This window comes from Gordonia sp. JH63 (assembly GCF_009856645.1).
GTDB classification, from domain to species: Bacteria; Actinomycetota; Actinomycetes; order Mycobacteriales; family Mycobacteriaceae; genus Gordonia; species Gordonia hongkongensis.
On record NZ_CP047235.1, the window covers coordinates 2,205,995 to 2,230,514 of the forward strand.

The 24,520-nt window shown below is 69.3% G+C and carries 23 protein-coding genes and 1 pseudogene; 16 read left to right on the top strand and 8 right to left on the bottom strand.

All coding sequences use genetic code 11. The annotated features are described in order from the left end of the window. Positions 1-119: 119 nt before the first annotated feature. Together GR168_RS09960 and GR168_RS09965 are read left to right on the top strand one after the other, a co-directional pair. On the top strand, positions 120-986 hold the full coding sequence (locus tag GR168_RS09960; protein ID WP_159370637.1) for a siderophore-interacting protein: 867 nt from the start codon (positions 120-122) through the stop codon (positions 984-986). 86 nt (positions 987-1,072) lie between these two features. After that, the gene (locus tag GR168_RS09965; RefSeq protein WP_159371887.1) at positions 1,073-1,957 is read left to right on the top strand and encodes a tyrosine recombinase XerC; all 885 of its coding nucleotides are present in this window, start codon (positions 1,073-1,075) and stop codon (positions 1,955-1,957) included. Between the two features lie 6 nt (positions 1,958-1,963). On the opposite strand, the gene GR168_RS09970 is transcribed toward GR168_RS09965, so the two are convergent. Further along, positions 1,964-2,473 (bottom strand): M23 family metallopeptidase, encoded by a 510-nt coding sequence (locus GR168_RS09970; RefSeq protein ID WP_238995061.1) that lies wholly within the window; start codon positions 2,471-2,473, stop codon positions 1,964-1,966. 354 nt (positions 2,474-2,827) lie between these two features. Between GR168_RS09970 and rpsB the strand changes: the two genes are divergently transcribed. Continuing rightward, a complete protein-coding gene (gene rpsB, locus GR168_RS09975) occupies positions 2,828-3,649 on the top strand; it encodes a 30S ribosomal protein S2 (protein ID WP_058250093.1) in 822 nt (273 codons plus the stop codon). A gap of 55 nt (positions 3,650-3,704) precedes the next feature. Next, a complete protein-coding gene (gene tsf, locus GR168_RS09980) occupies positions 3,705-4,529 on the top strand; it encodes a translation elongation factor Ts (protein WP_058250094.1) in 825 nt (274 codons plus the stop codon). Between the two features lie 54 nt (positions 4,530-4,583). Here tsf and GR168_RS09985 read toward each other — a convergent pair whose 3' ends face one another. Continuing rightward, positions 4,584-5,381 (bottom strand): hypothetical protein, encoded by a 798-nt coding sequence (locus tag GR168_RS09985; protein ID WP_238995062.1) that lies wholly within the window; start codon positions 5,379-5,381, stop codon positions 4,584-4,586. 31 nt (positions 5,382-5,412) lie between these two features. On the opposite strand from GR168_RS09985, the pseudogene GR168_RS09990 reads away from it, so the two are divergent. The 4 genes and pseudogenes from GR168_RS09990 to GR168_RS10005 form a co-directional block, all read left to right on the top strand. Then, a pseudogene (locus GR168_RS09990) lies at positions 5,413-5,691 on the top strand (alpha/beta hydrolase-fold protein); the annotation flags it as partial. Between the two features lie 99 nt (positions 5,692-5,790). Next, positions 5,791-6,525 (top strand): UMP kinase, encoded by a 735-nt coding sequence (gene pyrH / locus GR168_RS09995; protein WP_058250098.1) that lies wholly within the window; start codon positions 5,791-5,793, stop codon positions 6,523-6,525. Positions 6,526-6,582: 57 nt separating this feature from the next. Further along, positions 6,583-7,140, top strand: coding sequence for a ribosome recycling factor (gene frr / locus GR168_RS10000; RefSeq protein WP_058250099.1), 558 nt, complete (start codon positions 6,583-6,585; stop codon positions 7,138-7,140). Then, the gene (locus GR168_RS10005) at positions 7,137-7,988 is read left to right on the top strand and encodes a phosphatidate cytidylyltransferase (RefSeq protein WP_159370638.1); all 852 of its coding nucleotides are present in this window, start codon (positions 7,137-7,139) and stop codon (positions 7,986-7,988) included. The genes frr and GR168_RS10005 overlap by 4 nt, the downstream gene beginning before the upstream one ends. Positions 7,989-8,013: 25 nt before the next feature. Here GR168_RS10005 and GR168_RS10010 read toward each other — a convergent pair whose 3' ends face one another. Further along, on the bottom strand, positions 8,014-8,421 hold the full coding sequence (locus GR168_RS10010; RefSeq protein WP_058250101.1) for a lipopolysaccharide assembly protein LapA domain-containing protein: 408 nt from the start codon (positions 8,419-8,421) through the stop codon (positions 8,014-8,016). Positions 8,422-8,451: 30 nt separating this feature from the next. Here GR168_RS10010 and rlmN point away from each other — a divergent pair, with 30 nt between their 5' ends. After that, positions 8,452-9,558, top strand: a complete 1,107-nt coding sequence (gene rlmN, locus GR168_RS10015) for a 23S rRNA (adenine(2503)-C(2))-methyltransferase RlmN (RefSeq protein WP_159370639.1) — start codon at positions 8,452-8,454, stop codon at positions 9,556-9,558. A 78-nt stretch (positions 9,559-9,636) separates the two neighbouring features. Here rlmN and GR168_RS10020 read toward each other — a convergent pair whose 3' ends face one another. Beyond that, the gene (locus tag GR168_RS10020; RefSeq protein ID WP_159370640.1) at positions 9,637-9,939 is read right to left on the bottom strand and encodes a DUF2631 domain-containing protein; all 303 of its coding nucleotides are present in this window, start codon (positions 9,937-9,939) and stop codon (positions 9,637-9,639) included. 140 nt (positions 9,940-10,079) lie between these two features. Here GR168_RS10020 and dxr point away from each other — a divergent pair, with 140 nt between their 5' ends. From dxr to GR168_RS10045, 5 genes are all read left to right on the top strand, one after another. Beyond that, a complete protein-coding gene (gene dxr, locus GR168_RS10025) occupies positions 10,080-11,255 on the top strand; it encodes a 1-deoxy-D-xylulose-5-phosphate reductoisomerase (protein WP_159370641.1) in 1,176 nt (391 codons plus the stop codon). Between the two features lie 51 nt (positions 11,256-11,306). Then, entirely contained in the window at positions 11,307-12,536 is a 1,230-nt protein-coding gene (locus tag GR168_RS10030; RefSeq protein WP_068971260.1) for a M50 family metallopeptidase, read from the top strand. A 70-nt stretch (positions 12,537-12,606) separates the two neighbouring features. After that, positions 12,607-13,794: a flavodoxin-dependent (E)-4-hydroxy-3-methylbut-2-enyl-diphosphate synthase gene (ispG, locus tag GR168_RS10035; protein ID WP_078112440.1), complete on the top strand. Its 1,188-nt coding sequence runs from the start codon at positions 12,607-12,609 to the stop codon at positions 13,792-13,794. A gap of 32 nt (positions 13,795-13,826) precedes the next feature. Then, positions 13,827-14,663, top strand: coding sequence for a GNAT family N-acetyltransferase (locus tag GR168_RS10040; protein WP_159370642.1), 837 nt, complete (start codon positions 13,827-13,829; stop codon positions 14,661-14,663). A gap of 57 nt (positions 14,664-14,720) precedes the next feature. Next, the gene (locus GR168_RS10045) at positions 14,721-16,562 is read left to right on the top strand and encodes a penicillin-binding transpeptidase domain-containing protein (protein ID WP_159370643.1); all 1,842 of its coding nucleotides are present in this window, start codon (positions 14,721-14,723) and stop codon (positions 16,560-16,562) included. 27 nt (positions 16,563-16,589) lie between these two features. Here the strand turns inward: GR168_RS10045 and GR168_RS10050 are convergent, their stop codons facing one another. From GR168_RS10050 to GR168_RS10060, 3 genes are read right to left on the bottom strand one after another with little or no spacing between them, the layout of a single operon-like run. Beyond that, complete coding sequence (locus GR168_RS10050; RefSeq protein WP_159370644.1) at positions 16,590-17,393, bottom strand: heme ABC transporter ATP-binding protein; 804 nt, start codon at positions 17,391-17,393, stop codon at positions 16,590-16,592. Further along, on the bottom strand, positions 17,387-18,523 hold the full coding sequence (locus tag GR168_RS10055) for an iron ABC transporter permease (protein ID WP_058250109.1): 1,137 nt from the start codon (positions 18,521-18,523) through the stop codon (positions 17,387-17,389). Before GR168_RS10055 ends, GR168_RS10050 begins: the two co-directional genes overlap by 7 nt. Continuing rightward, on the bottom strand, positions 18,520-19,542 hold the full coding sequence (locus GR168_RS10060; RefSeq protein WP_137809353.1) for an ABC transporter substrate-binding protein: 1,023 nt from the start codon (positions 19,540-19,542) through the stop codon (positions 18,520-18,522). The genes GR168_RS10055 and GR168_RS10060 overlap by 4 nt, the downstream gene beginning before the upstream one ends. A 120-nt stretch (positions 19,543-19,662) precedes the next feature. Here GR168_RS10060 and map point away from each other — a divergent pair, with 120 nt between their 5' ends. Then, positions 19,663-20,526, top strand: coding sequence for a type I methionyl aminopeptidase (map, locus tag GR168_RS10065; RefSeq protein ID WP_137809354.1), 864 nt, complete (start codon positions 19,663-19,665; stop codon positions 20,524-20,526). Positions 20,527-20,568: 42 nt separating this feature from the next. Here map and GR168_RS10070 read toward each other — a convergent pair whose 3' ends face one another. Further along, entirely contained in the window at positions 20,569-22,782 is a 2,214-nt protein-coding gene (locus tag GR168_RS10070) for a protein kinase (RefSeq protein WP_238995063.1), read from the bottom strand. A 162-nt stretch (positions 22,783-22,944) separates the two neighbouring features. Between GR168_RS10070 and GR168_RS10075 the strand changes: the two genes are divergently transcribed. Continuing rightward, positions 22,945-24,504, top strand: a complete 1,560-nt coding sequence (locus tag GR168_RS10075) for a cobyric acid synthase (RefSeq protein ID WP_159371889.1) — start codon at positions 22,945-22,947, stop codon at positions 24,502-24,504. Positions 24,505-24,520: the final 16 nt, after the last annotated feature.

Consider the following 24,520-nt stretch of genomic DNA (forward strand, 5'->3'; position numbering starts at 1 on the left):
TCGAATTCACATCGCTTGATCGATAGAAAACCTTACAACCGCGGATGGGTGGTTCGCCGCTCTAAAGCTAAGGGTGGCCTAATCTCGTAGGCGTAGGGTTGACCCGAAAGGGAGGTTCGATGGCGAAACGCGTGAACACGATGACGGTGCTACGAAGAGAGCGGATCAGCCCGCATTTCGTACGCCTGTACCTGGGCGGGGAGGGGTTCGACGACTTTCGGCCGGCCCTGGGCAAGTCCGGGGAACCCGACACCGACATGTATGTGAAGTTCGTCTTCGCACCGCCGGGTGTCAGCTATCCCGAACCGTTCGATCTCCAGGAGATCCGTACGAACGAGGCGCCCGAGCGGCAACCCGTGTTGCGTACCTACACGGTGCGCCGGGTCGACGCGGAGGCCCGCGAGCTCGTCGTCGACTTCGTCGTGCACGGCACCGAGGGCATCGCCGGCCCCTGGGCGGCCTCGGTGGAGCCAGGCGAGACGATCCGTTTCATCGGGCCGGGTAGTGGCTACCGTCCGCGATCCGATGCCCCCTGGCATCTCATGGCGTGCGACGAGGCGGGTCTCCCCGCGGTGGCCGCCGCACTCGAAGCCCTTCCCGCCGACGCCGTCGCCAAGGTCTTCATCGAGGTCGCCGGCCCCGACGACGAACTCGACCTCGACGCACCCGCCGGGGCGCAGGTCTCCTGGGTGCACCGCGGCGGACCTGCGGCGGACGTCGACGATTCGCTCGCCGGTGACAACGCCCCGCTGATCGCGGCCGTACGCGCGACGGAATGGCTCGACGGCGAACCGCACGTGTTCATCCACGGAGAGGCGCAAGCGGTCATGCACAACCTGCGTGCCTACATCCGCAAGGAACGCGGCGTGAGTGCGGCCAACGCCTCGATCTCCGGGTACTGGCGGCGCGGCCGGACCGAGGAGGGGTTCCGGCAATGGAAGGCCGACCTGCGGGCCGAGGAGGAGGCCGTCGGCGCCCAGGGCTGAGGCCCACCGGCCGGACAGGCACCGATTCGGCCACGACGCCGCGTGTGCGGTTGCGCTCGGGTGCCCGACGGGGTGAGGTCGTGACCATGCTCGACGACTTCGCCGATCACCTGCGCCTGGAGAAAGGGCGCAGCGAGCACACGATCCGCGCCTATGTCGGTGGGGTTCGCGCCCTCGTCTCGTTCGCCGGTGCCCGCGGAATCGCGGTGGCCGACATCGATCTCCCGCTGCTGCGGGCCTGGCTCGCGGAACTGACCCGGCGCGGCGCCGCGCGCACGACCGTGGCCCGGCAGGTCTCCGCGGCGAAGACGTTCTGCGCGTGGGCGGTCCGCGAGGGCTACCTGGCGGCCGACCCGTCACAGCGGTTGAAGGCTCCCAAGGCGCACCGGACCCTGCCCGCCGTACTGGCCCCCGCCCAGGCAGCGGCCGCGATCGCGGCCACCGGAGTGGATCGTGCCCCCGACGACCCGATCGCCCTGCGGGACCGGGTCATCCTGGAGTTGTTGTACGCCAGCGGAGTTCGAGTGGGGGAGTTGTGCGGGCTGGACGTCGGCGACGTCGACGCCGGGCGACGGGTGGTGCGGGTGATCGGCAAAGGCGACAAGGAACGGTCGGTCCCCTACGGAGAGCCCGCCGCCCGCGCGATCGACGCCTGGCTGCGTTCCGGACGCCCGGCCCTGGTGACCGACGCTTCCGGACCAGCCTTGCTGCTGGGTGCCCGCGGGGGACGGCTCGACCAGCGGATGGCGCGCTCGGTCGTGTCACGCGCGGTCGAGGCGAGCGGAGGCCCGGCGACCGGGCCACACGGACTCCGGCACAGCGCCGCCACTCATCTGCTCGAGGGTGGTGCCGACCTGCGCGTCGTCCAGGAACTGCTCGGGCATTCGTCGCTCGCCACGACGCAGATCTACACGCATGTGAGCGTCGAACGTCTGCGTGCCGTCCATCGACAGGCGCACCCGCGAGCGTGACCGCCGTCAGTCGACCGGTTTGAGCCGGACGCGCACGGCCCCGAGCAGACCCAGCGGGTCCAGGTAGTCCGCCGCACGTCCGCTGCCGCGTCGGGCGCCCCAGTGCAGGCAGGCGGGCACCGGGCATCCCGGATGACCGGTCATCACGGTCCCGATGACATCGCCCCGCGAGACGTGATCACCCGCGTCGACACTCGCCTCCACCGGCTCGTACGTGGTGGTCACGCCGTCGGGATGGGACACCGAGACCACCGGCCGGCCGGCGACCGTTCCCGCGAAGCGCACGCGACCGGCCCCCGCCGCGCGGACGGTCTGGCCGGGCCCGGCCGCGAGGTCGACGCCCCGGTGGCCGGGCTGCCATCGCTTCTCGGGCTCGTCGTAGGCGGTCACCACGGTGGGCCGGGGCGACAACGGCGCCGCGTACACACCGACGGACGCGGCGGCGGGGACCGGACCGACGACGCAGAGGACAGTCGGCAGGAACGCGGCGAGGACACGCAGTGTTGGGGATGGCACGCTGATTGGACGCAGCGGAAGCCGGATGGGATCCGCCGGGCGCGCGGTCGATGCCGATCCGACCTCCGACTGCATCACCACAACCGTCTCCGACGTGGGCGAAGGCGTTTTGGTGATCCATCCGCCGCGGCGTAAACTCTCCCACGCACCTCATCGCTCGTTGATGAGGTGACTTCGCGCGCCTGCACTCAGGTCTGTGACGCTCCGGGCTTCGACGCCCTGACCAGCACAGTCGAGAAACACACGCCAAGTGAGCAGTCCCGGAACGGCCCATGCCGTCTCGGGTGGCACTCGGCCGCAGGCGCCAGGGTCGGTACCGACGGTACCGACGACAACTGCGAGAAAAGGACGATCATGGCTGTCGTGACCATGAAGCAGCTGCTGGACAGCGGCGCACACTTCGGGCACCAGACCCGCCGTTGGAACCCGAAGATGAAGCGATTCATCTTCACCGACCGCAACGGCATCTACATCATCGATTTGCAGCAGACGCTGACCTACATCGACAAGGCGTACGAGTTCGTCAAGGAGACCGTCGCCCACGGCGGCACCATCCTCTTCGTCGGCACCAAGAAGCAGGCACAGGAATCGATCGCCGCGGAGGCGACCCGTGTCGGCATGCCGTACGTCAACCAGCGCTGGCTCGGTGGCATGCTCACCAACTTCTCGACCGTCCACAAGCGCCTGCAGCGCCTGAAGGAGCTCGAGACCATGGAGCAGACCGGCGGCTTCGAGGGACGCACCAAGAAGGAAATCCTCATGCTCACGCGTGAGAAGAACAAGCTCGAGCGCACCCTCGGCGGTATCCGCGACATGGCCAAGGTTCCGTCGGCCGTGTGGGTCGTCGACACCAACAAGGAGCACATCGCCGTCGGCGAGGCGCGCAAGCTGAACATCCCGGTCATCGCGATCCTGGACACCAACTGCGATCCCGACCTCGTCGACTACCCGATCCCGGGCAACGACGACGCCATCCGCAGCGCAGCACTGCTCACCCGCGTCGTGGCCTCGGCCGTGGCCGAGGGTGTCCAGGCCCGTGCCGGCGCCGCCAGTGGCGACGCCAAGCCCGAGGCCGGCAGTGGCGAACCGCTGGCAGAGTGGGAGCAGGAACTGCTGACCCAGGCTGCGGCACCGGCCGGCGACGCCGCCGCGACCGACGCCCCGGCTGCTCAGTAGTCCCGACTGCTCGCAGTCCGGTCCCCAACACTTTCTCTAAGGAGGCTCGCCGACGATGGCGAACTACACCGCAGCTGATGTGAAGCGTCTCCGTGAGCTCACCGGCTCTGGAATGCTCGACTGCAAGAACGCGCTGGCCAACAACGACGGCGATTTCGACAAGGCCGTCGAAGAGTTGCGTATCAAGGGCGCCAAGGACGTGGGCAAGCGCGCCGAGCGCTCCACGGCCGAGGGCCTGGTCGCGGCCAAGGGCGGCGCGCTCATCGAGATCAACTCCGAGACCGACTTCGTCGCGAAGAACGGTGAGTTCCAGCAGCTCGCCGATGACATCGTGAACGCGGCGGCCGCGGCGAAGACCAACGACCTCGACGAGCTGAAGAAGGCTCCGCTCGGCGACGGCACCGTGGACGAGGCCGTGGCGGCTCTCTCGGCCAAGATCGGCGAGAAGCTCGAGCTCCGGCGCGTGGCCTACTACGACGGTCCCGTTGCCGTGTACCTGCACAAGCGCGCGTCGGACCTGCCTCCGGGCGTCGGCGTGCTGGTGTCCTACACCGGTGAGGGCGAGGCCGCCGAGGAGGCCGCTCGCGGCGCCGCGATGCAGGTGGCCGCGCTCAAGGCGCGCTACGCCACCCGTGACGAGGTCCCCGCGGACGTCGTAGAGAACGAGCGTCGTATCGCCGAGCAGACGGCCAAGGAGGAGGGCAAGCCCGAGCAGGCCCTGCCCAAGATCGTCGAGGGTCGCGTCAACGGCTTCTACAAGGACGTCGTGCTGCTCGACCAGGCCTCGGTCCAGGACTCGAAGAAGTCCGTCAAGGCCCTGCTCGACGACGCCGGTGTGACCGTCAAGGCCTTCACCCGGTTCGAGGTCGGCCAGGCCTGATCGAACGCGTTCCACATCGCCCCGTCTCCGTCCAGGAGACGGGGCGATGTGCGTTCACGGGGTCCGTCGCGTCCGCAGAGCGGCGGCGAGTGCCCCGATCGCCACGGCGACGAGACCCAGCATCATCAAGGTCGTCTTCAGCGCGGCCAGGAAAGTCCGAGCGGTCACCGACCGGGCCGCATCCTGAGTCCAGGGCCGAGCCTGCCCGGCGACCGCGGCGACCGCAGGCGACGTCGGTCCGCCCGCGCAGGCGGGCGCCGGTCGCTCCGGATGTGCGGACCGCAGCTGATCGCTCGCGCAGGATGCGAAACGATCGGCGACCGCCCCGTGCAGCACCGGGCGAACCGGTGACTCCGACAGCGACGCAACGAGTTCGGCTCTCACCGCCGGAACCGTCTCGCTCGTCTGGCCGGCGACCTGACCGAAGAAGAAGAGGGTGACGACCGCCAGCCCGATCGAGGCGCCGATCTGCTGAACAGTGGGGATCGTCCCGGTTGCCGTGCCCACCGTGGCTTCGGTCGTGTCGGACAGGATCACGGCCTGCAGCGGTGCGATGAACACACCCGTCCCCAGACCGCCGAGTACGAGGGGACCGAGGATGCCGGGCACCGGCAGGGTCTCCGCAGCCGGTTCGATGATCATCGCGAGCCAGACGAATCCGGCTCCGACGGCGACGGATCCGGCCATCAGGGTGTGCGGTGCGGTGACGCGGGCGACCACGCGTGGTGAGGCGAGTGAGCCGACCGCGGCGCCGATCGCGAAGGGCAGGGCCAGCATCCCGGTCCGGAATGCCGAGTAGCCGAGTCCGAACTGAGCCGAGATCGACACGGTGAAGAAGAACCCGGCGAACACGCTGAAGAACAGGAGCGACAGGAGAAGCCCGATCTACGTCTCGAACGGATCCGGGATGCCGGGCCGGTACGACACCCTCGACGGCCCCGGCATCGAGGGCAACGGCTCCAAGCTGTTCGACCAGATCGCAGTCGGGGCGGTGATCGAGACCGCCACGGCGCAGTGCACGAGGAACCTCCAGCGGCGGATGCGCGACATCGGTGTGCCGGCGACGTTCCACCTCTACGAGGGCGGGACCCATGCGTGGCCGTACTGGCAGGACGAACTGCATCGTGCCTGGCCGCAGTTCGACGCGGCCCTACGCGGCTGAATCCACAGGGCACCCTCGCGCGGCGCGCACGACGCGTATCGCGGGTCGGTTCCGGTGACGACGTACGATAGTTCACCGAACCGACGAGTGAGGAAGCCGATGAGTGAAGCGTCCGACCCCATCCGGCGGGATGGATTCCGTAGGGTCTTGCTGAAGTTGGGCGGCGAGATGTTCGGTGGCGGCGAAGTCGGGCTCGACCCCGACGTCGTGGGTACCGTCGCCGACCAGATCGCCGACGTCGTCAATTCCGGTGTCCAGGTCGCCGTCGTGATCGGCGGCGGCAACTTCTTCCGCGGCGCCGAACTCCAGCAACGAGGGCTCGACCGAAGCCGCTCGGACTACATGGGCATGCTCGGCACTGTCATGAATTGCCTTGCGCTGCAGGACTTCCTGGAGAAGCGCGGGATCTCGACCCGGGTGCAGACCGCCATCACGATGGGGCAGGTCGCCGAGCCGTATCTCCCGCTGCGTGCCCAGCGGCACCTGGAGAAGGGCCGCGTCGTCATCTTCGGCGCCGGCATGGGGATGCCGTACTTCTCCACCGACACCACCGCGGCCCAGCGTGCGCTGGAGATCAAGGCCGAGGTGGTCCTGATGGCCAAGGCGGTCGACGGCGTGTACGACGCCGACCCGCGCACCAACCCCGACGCCACCCTCTTCACCGAGATCACTCACCGCGAGGTGCTCGACAAGGAGCTCAAGGTCGCCGACGCGACGGCCTTCAGTCTGTGTATGGACAACAAGATGCCGATCTTGGTGTTCAATTTGCTCCAGCAGGGCAATATCGCCCGTGCGGTCGCAGGCGACCGCATCGGCACCCTGGTCAGCACCTGAACCGGCGCCTGACCCCGAGATCGACGAGAAAACCGACCGAACGGAACAAGGACGAAGATGATCGACGACGCGTTGCTCGACGCCGAGGAGAAGATGGAGAAGGCGGTCAACGTCGCCAAGGAGGACATGGGCTCCATCCGCACCGGGCGGGCGAACCCGGCCATGTTCAACAAGGTCAACATCGAGTACTACGGCTCGATGACCCCCGTGACCCAGGTCGCGAGCATCAACACGCCCGAACCGCGACTCGTCGTGATCAAGCCGTATGAGGCGTCGACGCTGCGCGACATCGAGACCGCGATCCGCAACTCCGACCTCGGGGTCAATCCGACCAACGACGGCACGATCATCCGGGTCGCCGTCCCGCAGCTCACCGAGGAGCGTCGCCGCGATCTGGTCAAGCAGGCCAAGGGCAAGGGTGAGGACGCGAAGGTCGCGATCCGCAACGTGCGCCGCAAGGCCGCCGACGAGCTCAAGCGCATCCAGAAGGACGGCGAGGCCGGCGAGGACGAGGTGTCGCGCGCCGAGAAGGAACTGGACAAGACCACGGCGACCTACGTGCACCAGATCGACGACTTGGTCAAGCACAAAGAAGACGAATTGCTCGAGGTGTGAACGAGGTTCCGCAACGGGGCGGTGAGAAGAAGTCGCGCGCCGGCCGCGACCTGCCGGCCGCGATCGCGGTCGGCGGCACGCTCGGCATCAGCATCATCGCGATCCTGATCTTCGTCCCGAAGGTCTGGTACGGCCTCGTGGCGGTCGCGTTCGCGGTCGCCACCTGGGAGGTCATCAAACGTCTCCGCACCGGTGGCTACGACGTCGCCCTCTGGCCGCTGCTCATCGGTGGCCAGGCCATCATCTGGGCGAGCTGGCCCTGGGGTCCGACCGGAGCCCTCGTCGCCTTCGTGGCGACGGCCCTGGTGTCGATGGTGTGGAAGCTCCTCGGGCAGGGCATCGACAAGGCGCCGGTCAACTACCTCCGCGACCTCGCCGTCACCGTGTTCGTGCTGGCGTGGTTGCCACTGCTCGCGTCGTTCGGCGCCCACCTGGTGGTACAGGACGACGGGGCTGCCAGAGTGGCCACGCTGATGGTCGTGGTGGTGTGCTCCGACGTCGGCGGCTATGCCGCGGGCGTGATGTTCGGCAAGCACCCGATGGCGCCGGCGATCAGTCCGAAGAAGTCCTGGGAAGGCATGGTGGGCTCGCTCGTCGTCGGCACTGTCGGTGCCGTCGGCTGCGTGGTGTTCCTGCTCGAGAGCCACTGGTGGATCGGCATCATCCTGGGGCCGGTCCTGGTGGTCTGCGCTACCCTCGGCGATCTCGTCGAATCCCAGGTGAAGCGTGATCTCGGGATCAAGGACATGGGCACGCTGCTGCCCGGCCACGGTGGCATCATGGACCGGCTCGACAGCCTGCTGCCGTCGGCGTTCGTGGTGTGGGTCGTGCTCACCGCGCTGCTCTGAGCACGGGCGACCGCGGCGCCGAACGCTACTTGGCTGCCTTCTTCAGCGCGCGCCGCAGTTGCAGCATCCGCAGGCCGCCCACGAGCGCGACGACCAGCGCACCGGCGATGGCCGCGATCAGCAGGCTGACCCCGAGGGGCAGATTGACCTCCCAGAACAGCAAGTCGATGGTCTGCGACTGGAGGTTCTGCACGATGAAGACGAGCAACAGGACCAGGATGATCGCGCCGATCACCACGCCGAACCAGGTGGCGCGCGTCCGCGTGTGCTCCACGTCGGCGACCGTGCGGCGGAGACGATCACGATGGTCCGGGTCAGGGGCGTGCTGCTCCGGGGTGTGCGCGTGACCGGTCGCCGGTGGCGGTGACCCGGCGGGCTGTTCGCCCCACGCCGGTACCGAACCCGTGTGCCGTCGGTCCTCGGGTGTCGTCATCACTTCATCATGACATGCGACAATGGCGAAATGACCTCATTGCCACTCGTGTTCGACGCGCCCAAGCGTGGGCGGCCGCCGACACACTTCGCCGACCTCGACCCCGCCGGTCGCGTCGCGGCGCTGGCCGACCTGGGGCTGCCGAAGTTCCGGGCCGATCAACTGGCCCGCCAGTACTATGCGCGCCTCAACGGTGACGTCGACGAGATGACGGATCTGCCGGCGGCATCGCGCGAATCGTTGCGGCACAAGCTCTTCCCGCAGCTGCTCACGCCGGTCCGGCACATCTCCTGCGACGACGACTCCACCCGCAAGACGCTCTGGCGCCTGCACGACGGCACGCTCCTCGAGAGCGTCCTCATGCGCTACACCGATCGCAACACGCTGTGCATCTCGAGCCAGGCTGGGTGCGGCATGGCCTGCCCGTTCTGTGCCACCGGGCAGGGCGGACTGGACCGCAACCTGTCGACCGCCGAGATCGTCGATCAGGTGCGGGCCGCGGCCCGCGCGCTGCGCGACGGGGAATTCGGCGAGCCCGGACGCCTGTCGAACGTCGTGTTCATGGGTATGGGTGAGCCGCTGGCCAACTACAAGCGCGTGGTCAGCGCCGTCCGGCAGATCACATCGCCGGCGCCGGAGGGCCTCGGGATCTCCGCCCGCTCGGTGACCGTGTCGACCGTCGGTCTCGCGCCGTCGATCCGCCGTCTCGCCGACGAGGGGCTCGCGGTGACGCTCGCCGTCTCGCTTCACACGCCCGACGACGAACTGCGCGACACCCTTGTCCCGGTCAACAACCGGTGGTCGGTCGCCGAGGTGCTCGAGGCGGCCCGCTACTACGCCGACACCACCGGACGGCGCGTCTCCATCGAGTACGCCCTCATCCGCGACGTCAACGACCAGCCCTGGCGGGCCGACCTGCTGGGGGAGAAGCTGCACCGGGCCCTCGGGTCACTCGTTCATGTGAATCTCATCCCGCTGAACCCGACGCCGGGTTCGGAATGGGACGCCAGTCCGAAACCGGTCGAACGCGAGTTCGTCCGCCGGGTCCGTGAGCAGGGAGTCTCGTGCACCGTTCGCGACACGCGCGGGCAGGAGATCGCCGCCGCCTGTGGACAGCTGGCGGCGGAAGAGCGCTGACCAACAACGCAACCGAGAACGAGAAACGCCGAGCGGATCACCGCTCGGCGTTCGTCGTAGATGTGGCGAGGCGTCCGGTCAGGACCACTTGCCGCGGTTCATCCACCACCCGCGCACCACGAGGAAGAGCGTGCCCGCGGCGAAGGCGATGAGATACAGGTCCTCGATGCGTCCGGTGTGGTTGCCGATGATCATCGCGAGCAGGAACAGCGCGAAGAAGATGGCCGCACCGTAGAAGGTCTTGGTCCCCGCTCCGTGCCAGCCGAACCGGGCGGACGGGGCATCGGCGGGCTCGCGGCGCCAGCCGGTGTCGATGACCTCGACTTCGCCATGCCCGCCATCGCCGTGCCCCACAGTGTGCTCAACATCGGTGCTTGCCACAGCCACTCCTCACAGCGCGGACGTCAGATGTCTGACGATCGGTAGTAGTTCTCCGAGCAGCATAGCGGCACCTCCTGCCCGCAGGTCGGTCCGGTGTCACCGGCGGCGGTTCGTCGACGAGGATGGTCCAGAATGGGTGCGTGCCCACACGCGTGCTGATCCTCGGCTCCACCGGTTCCATCGGCGTCCAGGCTCTCGAGGTGATCGCCGAGCATCCGGATCGTTTCGAGGTCGCCGGTCTGGGTGCCGGCGGGTCGAATCCCGACCTGCTCGCCGATCAGGCCGCCGCGTTCGGCGTGCCGGCCTCGCGGATCGCCGTCGCCGACGCCACGCGGGCGCAGGAACTCGGCGAACGTCTCGGCGGCCGGGTCCTGAATGGACCGGACGCCATGTGCGATCTGGTCGACGCCGTCGCCGCGGACACCGGGGTCGATGTGATCCTCAACGCCGTCGTCGGCTCGATCGGTCTGGCGCCCAGCCTCGCCGCACTCCGATCGGGTGCCCGGCTCGCGCTGGCCAACAAGGAGTCGCTCGTGGCGGGCGGTGCACTGGTCCTCGACGCCGCCGCGACCGGGCAGATCGTCCCGGTCGACTCCGAGCACTCCGCGATCGCACAGTGTCTGCGCGCGGGGACGGCCGCCGAGGTGGACCGACTGGTCCTCACCGCGTCGGGTGGACCGTTCCGCGGATGGACCCGTGCGCAACTCGAGGACGTCACCCCCGAGCAGGCCGGCCGACATCCCACGTGGTCGATGGGCCCGATGATCACGCTCAACTCCGCGACCCTGGTCAACAAGGCCCTCGAGGTCATCGAGGCGCACCTGCTGTTCGACGTGGACTACGACCGCATCGACGTCACCGTCCACCCGCAGTCGATCGTGCACTCGATGGTGACCTTCGTCGACGGGGCGACGGTGGCGAAGGCCTCACCGCCGTCGATGAAGCTGCCCATCGCCCTGGCCCTGGGATGGCCGGACCGGGTGCCCGGATCGTCGACGGCCTGCGACTTCTCGACGGCGTCGGCGTGGACGTTCGAACCCGTCGACGACGCGGTGTTCCCGGCGATCGAGCTGGCTCGACGCGCCGGTGCGGCGGGAGGCAGCCTGACGGCTGTCTACAACGCCGCCAACGAGGCGGCCGCAGCAGGGTTCTTCGCAGGTGCGATCCGGTTCCCGCGCATCGTCGAGGTCATCGAGGAGGTGCTCGGCGAGGCAGATCAGTGGCGCCGGACGCCAGGTACTGTGGAAGAGGTCTTCGCCGCCGATCGGTGGGCCCGGGATCGTGCTGCGCAGCTGGTCGCGGCCGCATCCGTCTGATCGGCGGCTCTCGTGAGCGGGTGCGCCCCGTGATCCGGATGGAGTAGGTACGTGAGTTTCGCGATCGGCGTCACGCTGTTCGCCGTGGCGCTGTTGCTGTCGGTCGCCTGGCATGAGTGCGGCCACATGTGGGCCGCGCAGGCGACGGGCATGAAGGTCCGGCGGTACTTCGTCGGCTTCGGTCCCACGATCTGGTCCACCCGGCGCGGCGAGACCGAGTACGGGATCAAGGCGCTGCCGCTGGGCGGTTTCTGCGACATCGCCGGGATGACCCCCCACGAGGAACTCGCCTGGGACGAGAAGGACCGGGCGATGTACAAGCAGAAGGCCTGGAAACGCCTGGTCGTGCTGTTCGCCGGACCGGCCCAGAACTTCCTCCTCGGTTTCGTCCTCATCATCATCGTCGGACTGACGTTCGGCCTGCCCAATCTCAACCCCGGCCCGACTCCGGCAACCGTCGGCAAGACCCAGTGCGTCCCGTCGACGATCACCATCGAAGGCAACAAGCAGACCGACGCGCCCTGCACCGGCACCGGCCCGGCGGGCGCCGCCGGGCTGCTCCCCGGTGACGACATCGTGGCGATCAACGGTCAGCCGGTCGGGCAGGCGTCGGATCTGACCCCGGTGATCCGCGAGTCCAGCGGCCCGGTCGCGCTGACGGTCGACCGCGACGGTCAGCGACTCGACCTGACGATGACCCCCGAGCCCACCACGGTGACGGCGACGAACGCCGACGGCACCTCCGAAACCCAGACCTACAACATGGTCGGCATCGCCTACGACGTCCCGCCGAACGTCATCACCTACAGCGGCCTCGAGATCGTGCCCGGCGCGATCGGATTCACCGGCGAACTGGCGGTCGAGACCTGGAACGCGCTGCTGTCCCTGCCGTCGAAGATCGGTGCGCTGTGGACGGCGGTCACCGGCGGTGAGCGCGCCCTCGACACCCCGGTCAGCGTGTACGGCGCCTCGGTGCTCGGCGGTCAGGCCGTCGAGCGTGGGCTGTGGGACATGTTCTGGATGCTCCTGATCAGCATCAACTTCTTCCTGGGACTGTTCAACCTGGTCCCGCTCCTCCCGCTCGACGGCGGCCACATGGCGATCGTCGGCTACGAGAAGGGCCGCGACACCGTGCGGCGCTGGTTCGGCCGGGCACCCGGTGGGGCCGTCGACTACTACAAACTGCTCCCGATCACCTACGCCGCCGTCGTGATCATGGCCGGCTTCATGGTGCTCACGCTCACCGCCGACATCATCAACCCGATCAACCCGTGGCAGTGACCCGCACGATCCGGGTCGCCGTCCGGCGACGAATACCACCAGAGAACCGAAACCCCCAGAGGTGAACGAGATGAACGCCCCGACTCCCGCGACCGCTGTGCCGATCGGACTCGGCATGCCCGCCGGACCACCGCCGGTGCTCGCCCCGCGTCGGAAGACCCGGCAGTTCTTCGTCGGCTCGGTCGGCGTCGGCAGCGACCACCCGATCTCGGTGCAGTCGATGACGACCACCAAGACCCACGACATCAACGCCACCCTGCAGCAGATCGCGGAGTTGACGGCCTCGGGGTGCGACATCGTGCGTGTCGCCTGCCCGCGTCCCGAAGACGCCGAGGCACTGCCGATCATCGCGAAGAAGTCCAAGATCCCGGTGATCGCCGACATCCACTTCCAGCCGAAGTACATCTTCGCGGCGATCGACGCCGGCTGTGCCGCCGTGCGCGTCAACCCGGGCAACATCAAGGAGTTCGACGGCCGGGTCAAGGAGGTCGCCAAGGCGGCCGGTGATGCCGGGATCCCCATCCGGATCGGCGTCAACGCCGGGTCCCTCGACAAGCGGATCCTGCAGAAGTACGGCAAGGCGACCCCGGAGGCGCTCGTCGAGTCGGCGCTGTGGGAGGCCGGGCTGTTCGAGGAGCACGGCTTCGGCGACATCAAGATCTCGGTGAAACACAACGATCCGGTGATCATGGTGGAGGCCTACCGCCAGCTCGCCGCCGCCTGTGACTACCCGCTGCACCTCGGGGTCACCGAGGCCGGGCCCGCCTTCCAGGGCACGATCAAGTCCGCCGTCGCCTTCGGCGCGCTGCTCAGCGAGGGCATCGGCGACACCATCCGGGTGTCCTTGTCGGCCCCGCCGGCCGAGGAGATCAAGGTCGGCGACCAGATCCTGCAGTCGCTGAATCTCCGCCCGCGCAAACTCGAGATCGTCTCGTGCCCGTCGTGCGGCCGCGCCCAGGTCGACGTCTACAAGCTGGCCGACGAGGTCACCGCCGGACTCGAGGGCATGGAGGTCCCGCTGCGCGTGGCCGTGATGGGGTGCGTCGTCAACGGCCCCGGGGAGGCCCGGGAAGCCGACCTCGGCGTGGCGTCCGGAAACGGCAAGGGGCAGATCTTCGTCAAGGGCGAGGTCATCAAGACGGTTCCCGAGGCGCAGATCGTCGAGACCTTGATCGAAGAAGCGCTGCGGATCGCCGAGGAATCAGGAGAAACTGGAGACGGTACTCACGTGGGCCCGCCCGTGGTGACCGTTTCCTAGGTCGGCGGCAGGCTCGAGAGGGAGGAGCGGCGTTGCTGAAGCTACTGGGCGACAAGCCGCTCGGCGCTCGTGATGCGGCCGCTGTCGAACGTGTCCTCACCTCGGACCCGGTGGCGATGTGCATGGTCGCGGCCCGCTTCGAGACGCACGGGATCAACCCTCGGCTGCTGGGCGGCGAGCTGTGGACCGCGCAGAATCCCGCGTCGTCCCTCTGCTTCTCCGGCGCCAACCTGATCCCGCTCACCGGTTCGCCCGAGGATCTCGACTACTTCTCCGACCGCGCCATCGCCGGACCGCGGGCATGCTCCTCCATCGTCGGCCGCGCCGACCTCGTGATGCAGATGTGGGAACAGATCGAGCCGGTGTGGGGTCCGGCGCGTGAGGTCCGGCCGGTGCAACCGCTGCTCGCCCTCACGTGTTGTTCGGCGGTACCCGCCGACCCGCTCGTGCGGCTGGTGACCCTCGACGACCTCGACGCGTACATGCCCGCGGCCATCGACATGTTCATCGGCGAGGTCGGTGTCGATCCGACGGCCGGCGACGGCGGTCGTTCCTACCGACGACGCCTCGCCTCGCTCATCACCGCGCAGCGGGTGTTCGCCCGGTTCGACGGCCCCGACGTCGTGTTCAAGGCCGAGATCGGCTCGCTGTCCCGCCGGGTCGGCCAGATCCAGGGAGTCTGGGTGGATCCCGACCGGCGCGGTGAGGGACTGGGACTGGGTGGTACCGCGGCCGTCGCGGAGGCCGTCGCCGCTCACGGCCGCATTCCGAGTCTGTACGTCAACAGCTTCAACGTGACCGCGCGCGCGGTGTACGACCGCATCGGGTTCACCGAGGTCGGCACCTTCGCGACCGTCCTCGTCGACTGAGTGCCGCCCCGCGTGGCGTCGCGGGATTCCGGCCGGGCCACCCTAGACTCGACCGCGATGTGGCGCATGCGAACTCGATGGACCCCGGCGGTGATCGTCGCGGTGTGTGCTGCCGTGACGGTGGCCACCGTCGGTTGCTCGGCCTCCGAGGACGACGGCCCGCGCCGCGCCGCGGAGCGCTTCCTGCAGGCCTACGCCGATCGTGAGGTCGCGTCCGCGGCGGCGCTGACCGACACCCCCGCTGCCGCGGAGTCCGCGATGGAGTCGGCCTGGGCCGGGCTAAACGCCGAGGCACTCGAGTCGCAGGCCGGGCGGGTCCGCGTCACCGGGGACACCGCCGAGGTGGACGTCGACTACACGTGGGCGCTGCCGCGGGGCCGCGACTGGGCCTACGACGCCACCCTGCGGATGGGCCGGTCCGACGACGGCTGGGCGGTGCGCTGGGCGTCAACGAACATCCATCCGAAACTCGGTGCCGATCAACGCCTTTCGCTCCAGATTGTCGAGGCGCCGCGCGCGACGGTCAATGAGTCCGACGGCTCGGAGGTGATGGTCAACGGCACCGTCGTGGGCGTCAACTTCGATGCGACCGCTGCCGCGGAACAGGGCGCGTCGGTCGCCGAGTCGGTGACCGGTGCGGTCGCGGTACTGCGCCGGTTCAGTCCCTCGCTCAACGAGCAGACGATCATCGAGCAGGTCACCGCGAACCGGCAGCAGTACCCGCTCGCCCGGCTGTCCCACGACCAGTTCGACCGCTTGCGCGACCAACTGGCGATCCCCGGCGTCGTGACCAACGAACAGGCCGAACTGGTCCCCGAGGACCCGAGATTCGCGCCCGCCCTGCTGACCGAGGTCAAGAAGGTCGTCGACTCCGAGGTGTCGGGGCGGGCGGGCTGGCGGGTGGTGACGGTCAACCCCAACGGCCTCGACGCCGACGTCCTCGCCGACCACGACCCGGACCCCGCGCCGGCGGTCTCGTTGAGTCTGTCGCGGACGGTGCAGAACGCGGCCCAGCGAGCGGTCAACGCCACCAACCGGTTCCAGATCGCGCTGGTCGTCGTGCAGCCGTCCACGGGGCGCATCCTCGCGGTCGCCCAGAATCCCGCGGCCGACCGGTCGGGGCCCATCGCGACGACCGGTCTGTACCCGCCCGGGTCGACCTTCAAGATGGTGACCGCCGCGGCCGCCATCAGCCATCGGATGGCCACCCCCGACACCCCCGTCGGATGTCCCGGCGCGATCCAGATCGGTCCGCGCCTGATCCCGAACTACGACGGGTTCTCGCTGGGGACGGTGTCGATGCTGCGGGCGTTCGCGCAGTCCTGTAACACCACGTTCGCCAAACTCGCCAGCGAGATGGGGCCGTCGGATCTCGCGCACGCCGCGGCCGCGATGGGCGTCGGACAACACTACGAGATCGCCGGCCTCGATGCCGTGTCCGGCTCGGTGCCGATCGAGAACGAACTCGTCGCCCGCAGTGAGGACGGCTTCGGGCAGGGCAAGGTCCTCGTCTCGCCGCTGGGGCTGTCTCTGGTGGCCGCCACCGTTGCGAACGGTCGGAAGGCCCCGGTGCCGCAACTCATCCTGGACAAGCCCACGAAGGTCGAGGGACCGACGCCCACGATGGCACCCGAGGTCTACGCCCAGCTGCGCCCGATGATGCGTGAGGTCATCACGAGCGGAACGGCGTCGGTGATCGACGGCCAGGGTGCGGTGTTCGGCAAGACCGGTGAGGCGGAGTTCGCCGGCGGGTCACACGCCTGGTTCGCCGGCTACCGCGGCGACATCGCGTTCGCCACCCTCGTCGTGGGCGGCGGTGACTCGAACAACGCGGTGGCCGTCACCCGCGACTTCTTCGCCGGTCTCGGTCCGGGCTACGCGGTGCGCCCTCTCTCCTGAGACGCCTCACCCCGGTGGCACCATCGTTTAGGCGCCCCCGGGTGTCCGGACGGGGAGGATCACCCGTCGCCCGGCATGCTCGATCACCTCGACGGGGTGGTCGTAGGTGTGGCTGAGCAGGTCGACCGTCATCACCTCCGACGTCGGCCCGATCGCGAGCAGCCGGCCGTCCTTCATCACGGCCACCCGGTCGGCGTAGGCGGCGGCGAGGGTGAGGTCGTGCACCACCAGCAGCACGGCGTTCCCGGCATCGCGGTGGACGCGCAGGATGTCGAGAACCTGCTCCTGATGGTGGATGTCGAGTGCCGCGGTCGGCTCGTCGAGCATCATGACGGGGGTGTCCTGGGCGAGGGCACGACCCAGGGAGACGCGTGCCTGCTGGCCGCCGGAGAGTTGTCCGAACGGGCGGTCGGCGATGTCGCCGAGCTCGCACAGTGCCATCGCGTCGGCGATCACGGCGGGGGAGTTCGCCGCGCGCGGTGTCCGCAGCCACGGGTAGCGGCCCATCGCGACGACCTGGGACACGGTGAAGGGGGTGTCCACCCGGTTCTGCTGGGTCACCAGCGAGCGGTGGCGGGCGAGTTCGCGCATCGAGGTCGTCGCGACGTCCCGGCCGTCGACCTCGATGTGGCCGCGCTGCGGTGTGCGGGTACCGGACAGCGCCGACAGCAGCGTGGACTTGCCGCATCCGTTGGGACCGACGAGGGCGACGAGTTCACCACGGGAGACGTCGAGGGTCACCTCGCTCACCACCTCGCGTCCGCCGAGCACGACCGAGACGTCTCGTGCGTGGATGCCCGGGGTCGTCGTCACGGCGGTTTCGGTCACCATCCGGCACCCGCGTGACGGCTGCGACGCAACAGGATGAAGAAGACCGGGCCACCGATCAGGGACGTGAACATGCCGAGCGGGAGGTCGGCGTCACCGAGCATCGTCCGGGCGGCGAGGTCGGCACCGGTGATGACCAGCGCTCCACCGATCACGCTGGTGGGTAACAGGATCGCGTGGCGCGGTCCGACGATGAGGCGCATCACGTGCGGCACGATGAGGCCGACGAAGGCGATGATCCCGGCGAAGGCGACCGCCGCGGCGGTCAGCACCGCGGTGAGCACGATCGCCTGCCGGCGGACGGCCTCCACGTTCACGCCGAGGGAGGCGGCCTGGATGTCGCCCAGCGCGAGCAGATCGAGCTTCGAGACCAGGAACAGGCAGGCCGCGACACCCACGACGACGAGCGGTGCGACGACCCAGATCTCGCTCCAGGTGCGTCCGGCGAGCGAGCCGAGCTGCCAGAAGATGATCTGCTCGCGGGCGGCGGTGGTGGCCACGAAGGTGAGGAACGCGATGATCCCGGCCGCGAACGCGTTGACCGCGATACCGGTGAGCACCAGCATGATCGCCGACGACGACCCGTCGCGAAGGGACAACACGTACACCGCCGCCGCGGTGATGAGGCCGAACACGAAGGCGGCCCCGGCGAGAGCCCAATTGCCCGCCGCGCCACCGGCTCCGGCGGTCCCGCCGGCGAGCACGATCATCAGACAGGCGCCGACCGCGGCGCCGGAGGAGACGCCGATGATCCCCGGTTCGGCCAGCGGGTTCGCCAGCACTCCCTGCAGGAGGCAACCCGCGGCGCCGAGCGCGGCTCCGACGAACAGTCCGAGCACGATGCGCGGGAAGCGCACATTCCACAGCGCGCCTTCGCCGTTCGGGTGGGAGGGGAGCGGTCCGAGATCGAGGTGGAAATGGTGGGCGAGGCTGCCGAGCACCTCGAGCGGCGGCACCGACACCTTTCCGGTGCCCGCGGACACGATGACGAGCACGACCAAGGCGACCAGCATCACCGCCACCACCGTGAGGTCACGGACCCGATGCGACGTGCCGGCCGGGGGAGCGACGACGGCCGACGGGGTAGTCGGCTCGGTCGCCGGGTCCGTCGTGGTCCGCGCTGGGTCGGTCATGCGTAGATCGACCTCGCCAGCGCACCCAGCACCAGTCCGACCTCGGGGCCGAACGCCAGGATCTGACTCTCGTCCATCTGCACGACCCGTCCGTTGCGGCCGGCCTCGGTGTCGGCCACACCCGGCAGGGTCAGCACTCCCTCGGGTCCGCCGACGGTGGCCGCACCCTGGGTCATCACGAGGATCACGTCCGGGTCGGCCGTGATCATGGCCTCGGCGCTGATCGCGGTGAACGCGCCGGTGAGATCGGCTGCCGCGCCGGCATCCCGGCCACCGAGCGCCTCGATGAGGTCGTCGGCACCCGATCCGGGCCCGGCCAGCAGCAGCAGGTTGCGTCCGCGGATGTAGAGGAACGCCATGGTGGGATCTCCGGACGGATCCGGGACCAGCGCGCGCGCCTCCTCGATCTGGGCGTCGGTCCGGGCGACGAGCTTCTCGCCGGCATCGGCGACACCAAGTGCGGCTGCGACCGAGCGGATCAGGGTGTCGTTCGACTCCAGATTGCGGGCGGCCGGGAACACGACGACCGCGACGCCGGAGTCGCGGATCTGGTCGACGGCGGCGGTGGGCACAGTGGACTCGCTGACGAGCAGGACGCTCGGGTCAAGGGCGAGAACGGATTCGGCGTTGAGGCTGTGTCCGCGGTTGGTCACCACCGGCAGCGATCTCGCCGACGGGAAGGCGGTGGACGTGTCGCGCCCCACCACGTGGGACCCGAGTCCGAGGGCGTACACGATGTTGCCGAGGGTTCCGTTGATGTCCACGGCGATGATCCGATCGGCGTCGTCGACGGTCACGTCCCCGTACCGGAGCGAGTCGACGGTGGCGGGGAGTCGCGGGGTGGGGTTCTCGACGACGGGTGCGACGTCGGACTCCGCGAGCGTCGCGGTCTGCGGACCGTCGCGCAGATGGGCGCCCGGCGAGTGCCGCTCCTGCTCGATCGGGGTGACGAAGCACGCCGACAGGCTCAGCACGGTCAGCACCATCACCAGCGCCGCCCGTAACCCCCTGGTCCGCACCGCACACCTCCATCGTCGACTCCGATGCCCGCCCATCGGCTCCTCCCGGCGAGCTTAGTGACGTTCGCCGCGGTGTCCGCCCACGGGCCTCGCCGCGACGGGCCGGGATAGTCTGGTCGCATGCCAGTTCGCAGTGCCCTCACGCCGGGGATCGTGTCGCCCATCCGGTCCGTGCCCGACTCCATCGAACGTCCCGAATACGCGTGGAAGCCGACGGTGAACGAGGGCCATGAGCCCTGGGTGCAGACCGCCGAGACGATCGAGAAGATGCGCATCGCGAGCAAGATCGCGGCCAACGCACTCGCCGAGGCGGGCAAGGCCGTCGCCCCGGGCGTGACCACCGACGAACTCGACGCGATCGCGCACGAGTACATGATCGACCACGGTGCCTACCCGTCGACCCTGGGCTACAAGGACTTTCCGAAGTCGTGCTGCACCTCGCTGAACGAGGTGATCTGCCACGGCATCCCGGATTCGACGGTGATCGAGGACGGGGACATCGTCAACATCGACGTCACCGCCTACATCCACGGCGTGCACGGCGACACCAACGCGACCTTCCTCGCCGGCGACGTGGACCAGGAGGCCGCCGATCTCGTCGAGCGGACGCGGATCGCGACCGAGCGGGCCATCAAGGCCGTGAAGCCGGGTCGCGAGCTGAATGTCATCGGTCGGGTCATCGAGTCCTACGCGAACAGGTTCGGCTATACGGTCGTGCGCGATTTCACCGGCCACGGCATCGGTGAGACCTTTCACAACGGACTGATCGTGCTGCATTACGACGAGCCGAATGTCGACACGGTCCTCGAACCCGGGATGGTCTTCACCATCGAGCCGATGATCAACCTCGGCGCACTGCCGTGGGAGATGTGGGACGACGGCTGGACCGTGGTGACCGCCGACCGCCGGTGGACCGCGCAGTTCGAGCACACCCTCGTCGTCACCGACGACGGCGCCGAGATCCTCACTGTGCCGGACAACTGACATCGGGCCCGACAACTGAGGTTCGGCCGACAGCCGAGACGTTCAGGCGGGGAAGCGGACGGGTTGCGGTTCGCTGCTCGTCGTGGTCGTCCCGTTGCCGAGCTGACCCTGGCCGTTGAGGCCCCAGCAGTACATCTCGTCGTCCGCGACCGCGCACACGTTCGCCGAACCGGTGGTGACCTCGGTGACCCCCGACAGTCCGTTGACGCGGTCGGGGCTCTTGTCCGGCTGGTCGCTGCGCGAACCCCAGCAGTAGGCGGAGCTGCCCGCGGCGGCGCATCCGCCATAGGCCGCCGTGGACACCTCGGTGGCCCCGCGGACGTCGATGCGGGTCGGGGTCCGCCGGTTCTGCTCCGTACCGTCGCCGAGTTGGCCGCTGGTGTTCTGGCCCCAGCAGAACACGCCGCCGGAGCCGGCGACCGCACACGTCGAGTACAGGCTCGTGCTGATCGACGTGGGCGAGTCGAGTCCGAGGACCCGGGTCGGGGTGAGGCGGTCGAGTGTGGTGCCGTCGCCGATCTGGCCTTCCCGGTTGTTGCCCCAGCAGTACGCCGAACCGCCGGCGATGGCGCAACTCGTGGTGTGCGACGTGGACACGGCGGTCACGTCCGAGAGACCGGCGACGCGGGTGGGCACGTCCACCGACCCGGTACTGCCGTTGCCGACCTGGCCGCTCGCGTTGTTGCGCCAGCAGTAGGCGTCGCCGTCGCTGATCGCGCAGATCGTGAGCCCGACCGACACCGCCGACACCCGGGACAGGCCGGACACCTTCGTCGGCAGCGGCACGTTCTGCCCGGGCGGTCCGATCCCGTAACCCCAGCAGTAGAGGTCTCCGGAACTGATCGCGCAGGTCGTCCCGAGGCCGCCCATGCTCACCGCCGAGACGTCGGAGATGCTGGTGACCGCGACCGGGCGCGGGCGGTCGGTGGTCGTACCGTCGCCCAGCGTGCCCCGTTCGTTGTCGCCCCAGCAGTACAGTCGATTGCCGCGCACCGCGCACGTACTGTCCCCGCTGGAGGCGATGGACTCGAACTCATCGCTGCCGGTGGAGGATCCGCCGGAACTGCTGGGCGGCGTCGTCGATGACCCGGCGACCGGCGCCGTCCCTGGACCCGACCCCGATCCGCTGAGGGCGATCGCGGCGCCGACGACACCGACGACGAGGACGACGACGCCGAGTACCGCGGCGACGATCCACGCGGTGCGTGAGCCCGTTCCCCGGGATCCCGGGCCGGGTCCGTGGGGTTCGCCGGGCCCGGTCACATATCCGGGTGGTGGACCCGGCGGCGGCCCGCCGGGACCGTACGCCGGGAACGGTGGGTGACCGCCAGGTGGCTGGGCACGGTGTGCCACCGGGTGCACCGGCGCCTGCTGGGTGGGCAGCGGTGGTGAGAACGGACGGCCGGGTGCCTGCGCCGCGACGACGGAGGGCGCCGTCGACGCGATCTCGACCGCCTGGGCGAGCGCCGCGGCGAACTCGGAGCAGGACGCGAACCGGTCGGCGGGGTTCTTGGCAAGGGCGCGCGCGAACACGGCATCGGCGTGGACGAGGTCGGGGCGGCGCTCGGAGATCCGCGGTGCGGGCGTGTTGACGTGGCCGGCGATCAGGGCCATCGGGGTCTGCCCGGGATAGGGCTGCGATCCGGTGAGCAGCTGGAACGTCGTGCACGCGAGCGCGTACTGGTCCGACGCCGGGATCGCCGGTTCGCCGGTGAGAATCTCGGGTGCGGCGTAGGCGAGGGTGCCGACGAACAGGTTGGTCGCGGTCATCTTCGCGCCGTCCATCAGGCGGGCGATGCCGAAGTCGAGCACGGTGACCCGGGTGATCCGGCCGTCGGGGCCGTGGGCGACCACGATGTTCGCGGGTTTGATGTCGCGGTGGATGACGCGCCGGGTATGGGCATAGTCGAGCGCGTCGGCGACCTTGCCGACGACCGTCACCACGTCGTCGACCGGCAGGGCCGACGCGGCGGCGAGGTCCTCGCCTTCGAGGTAGGACATCGAGAACCACGGGCTGCCGTTCTCCACGCCGTGGGTGTAGACCGTGACGATGCCGGGGTGATCGAGGGCCGCGGCGGTGCGGGCCTCGTTGCGGAACCGCTCGGCGAAACTGGGATCGGCGGGGTTCGGCGAGATGATCTTGAGGGCCTCGCGGCGGCCCAGGGTGGGGTGTTCGACGAGCCAGACCTGTCCCATGCCGCCGCGCCCGAGCATCGAGAGGACGCGATATCCGGCGAACACGGACCCGGGCTTCACGACCTCCACGTCCGATGACCCCCTCGACTCTGAACGACCGGCTGTCGACCTGTTCGTCCGGGTCACTGTATCCAGACCCGCACGACCGCGAGCGCAACGGTGGGACTTGTGAACGACGCCACCGTGGTCGCGGCCTCGGGTCCGGCCTCTAGTCTGTTCCGGGTGGGCGGACTCGGTGGCGCATTGCTCGTGGGCGGTACCAGCAGTGATGCCGGGAAGAGCCTGATCGTCGCCGGGCTGTGCCGTGCGCTGCGGCGCACCGGTGTGCGGGTCGCACCGTTCAAGGCGCAGAACATGTCCAACAACTCGGTGGTCACCCTCGACGGCGGCGAGATCGGTCGTGCCCAGGCGTTGCAGGCGTTCGCCTGTGGCCTCGAACCCTCCACCAGGTTCAACCCGGTGCTGTTGAAACCGGGCAGTGACCGTCGCTCGCACGTGATCCTCCGCGGTCGGCCCGCCGGAGACGTCGGGGCCGCCGACTACCTGCACTGGCGGGCGCGGCTGCGTGCCGTCGTCGCCGACGAGTTGGCCGGTCTCCGACGCGACTTCGACGTCGTCATCTGTGAAGGTGCGGGTTCGGTCGCCGAGATCAATCTGCGCGCCAACGACATCGCGAATCTCGGTCTCGCACAGGCGGCGGACCTCCCGGTGGTGCTGGTCACCGACATCGACCGCGGCGGGTCGCTGGCCCATCTGTTCGGTACCACCGCGGTCCTCGACGACGCCGATCAGCGGCTGATCGCGGGGTTCGTGGTCAACAAGTTCCGTGGTGACCCGTCGATCCTCGAGCCGGGACTGCGGCAGGTCGAGGCGATCACGGGACGGCCGACACTCGGGGTGGTGCCCTTCGCCGACGACCTGTGGCTCGACGCCGAGGACTCGCTCGCGGCGCCGGTCGGGCGGCGGGTCGGGCCACCGCGCTCGTTCACCGAATGCTCCGCGACCGGAGGACCCCGATTGCGGGTCGCCGCCATCCGCCTGCCGCGGATCTCCAATTCGACCGATGTCGAGGCGCTGGCCTGCGAACCCGGTGTCGACGTCACCTGGGTCGACGACCCGGCCGGGGTGGCGGCCGCCGACCTCGTCGTGCTGCCCGGCACCCGCGCCACCGTGACCGACCTCGAGTGGCTGCGGGCGCGCGGTCTCGGGGAGGCGCTCACCGAACGTGCCGCCCGCGGACGTCCGATCGTCGCCGTGTGCGGCGGATTCCAGATGCTGGGCCGCACCCTCGACGACCGGGTGGAGTCCGGTCGCGGGCGGGTGCCCGGGCTGGGGTTGTTCGACCTCGACATCGAGTTCCACGCCGAGAAAACCGTGCGGCAGGTGACCGGGACCGGCGGCGACTCGTCCGGCGTCGCGATCAGCGGCTACGAGATCCATCACGGCCGGGTGACCCGCTCGGCCGAGGACACGTGGATCGTCGACGACCGGCACGGTCCGGAGGGCGCGGTGCGGGGGGCGGTCCGGGGTACCCACTGGCATGGACTGCTGGCGTGCAACGACTTCCGGCGTCGTCTCCTCACCGACGTCGCGGCCGAGGCCGGGGTCCGTGGGTTCCGCGTGGCGTCCGACACCGACGTCGACGAGGTACGCCGCCGGCAGGTCGACCAGATGGCCGACCTCGTCACCGAACACCTCGACCTCGACGCCATCATGCGGCTGATCCGACAAGGACCGCCACGCCACCCCAAGGTCATCCGTCACCACCTCGAGGACTTGTAGACGCCGGGGTCGTGGA

What these genes read in the sequence shown, in the direction of transcription:
- GR168_RS09960 (WP_159370637.1), top strand. Translation starts at nt 120, where the DNA reads ATGGCGAAACGCGTGAACACGATGACGGTGCTACGAAGAGAGCGGATC.
- GR168_RS09965 (WP_159371887.1), top strand. Translation starts at nt 1,073, where the DNA reads ATGCTCGACGACTTCGCCGATCACCTGCGCCTGGAGAAAGGGCGCAGC.
- rpsB (WP_058250093.1), top strand. Translation starts at nt 2,828, where the DNA reads ATGGCTGTCGTGACCATGAAGCAGCTGCTGGACAGCGGCGCACACTTC.
- tsf (WP_058250094.1), top strand. Translation starts at nt 3,705, where the DNA reads ATGGCGAACTACACCGCAGCTGATGTGAAGCGTCTCCGTGAGCTCACC.
- pyrH (WP_058250098.1), top strand. Translation starts at nt 5,791, where the DNA reads ATGAGTGAAGCGTCCGACCCCATCCGGCGGGATGGATTCCGTAGGGTC.
- frr (WP_058250099.1), top strand. Translation starts at nt 6,583, where the DNA reads ATGATCGACGACGCGTTGCTCGACGCCGAGGAGAAGATGGAGAAGGCG.
- GR168_RS10010 (WP_058250101.1), bottom strand. Translation starts at nt 8,421, where the DNA reads ATGACGACACCCGAGGACCGACGGCACACGGGTTCGGTACCGGCGTGG.
- rlmN (WP_159370639.1), top strand. Translation starts at nt 8,452, where the DNA reads ATGACCTCATTGCCACTCGTGTTCGACGCGCCCAAGCGTGGGCGGCCG.
- ispG (WP_078112440.1), top strand. Translation starts at nt 12,607, where the DNA reads ATGAACGCCCCGACTCCCGCGACCGCTGTGCCGATCGGACTCGGCATG.
- GR168_RS10045 (WP_159370643.1), top strand. Translation starts at nt 14,721, where the DNA reads ATGTGGCGCATGCGAACTCGATGGACCCCGGCGGTGATCGTCGCGGTG.
- GR168_RS10050 (WP_159370644.1), bottom strand. Translation starts at nt 17,393, where the DNA reads ATGGTGACCGAAACCGCCGTGACGACGACCCCGGGCATCCACGCACGA.
- GR168_RS10055 (WP_058250109.1), bottom strand. Translation starts at nt 18,523, where the DNA reads ATGACCGACCCAGCGCGGACCACGACGGACCCGGCGACCGAGCCGACT.
- map (WP_137809354.1), top strand. Translation starts at nt 19,663, where the DNA reads ATGCCAGTTCGCAGTGCCCTCACGCCGGGGATCGTGTCGCCCATCCGG.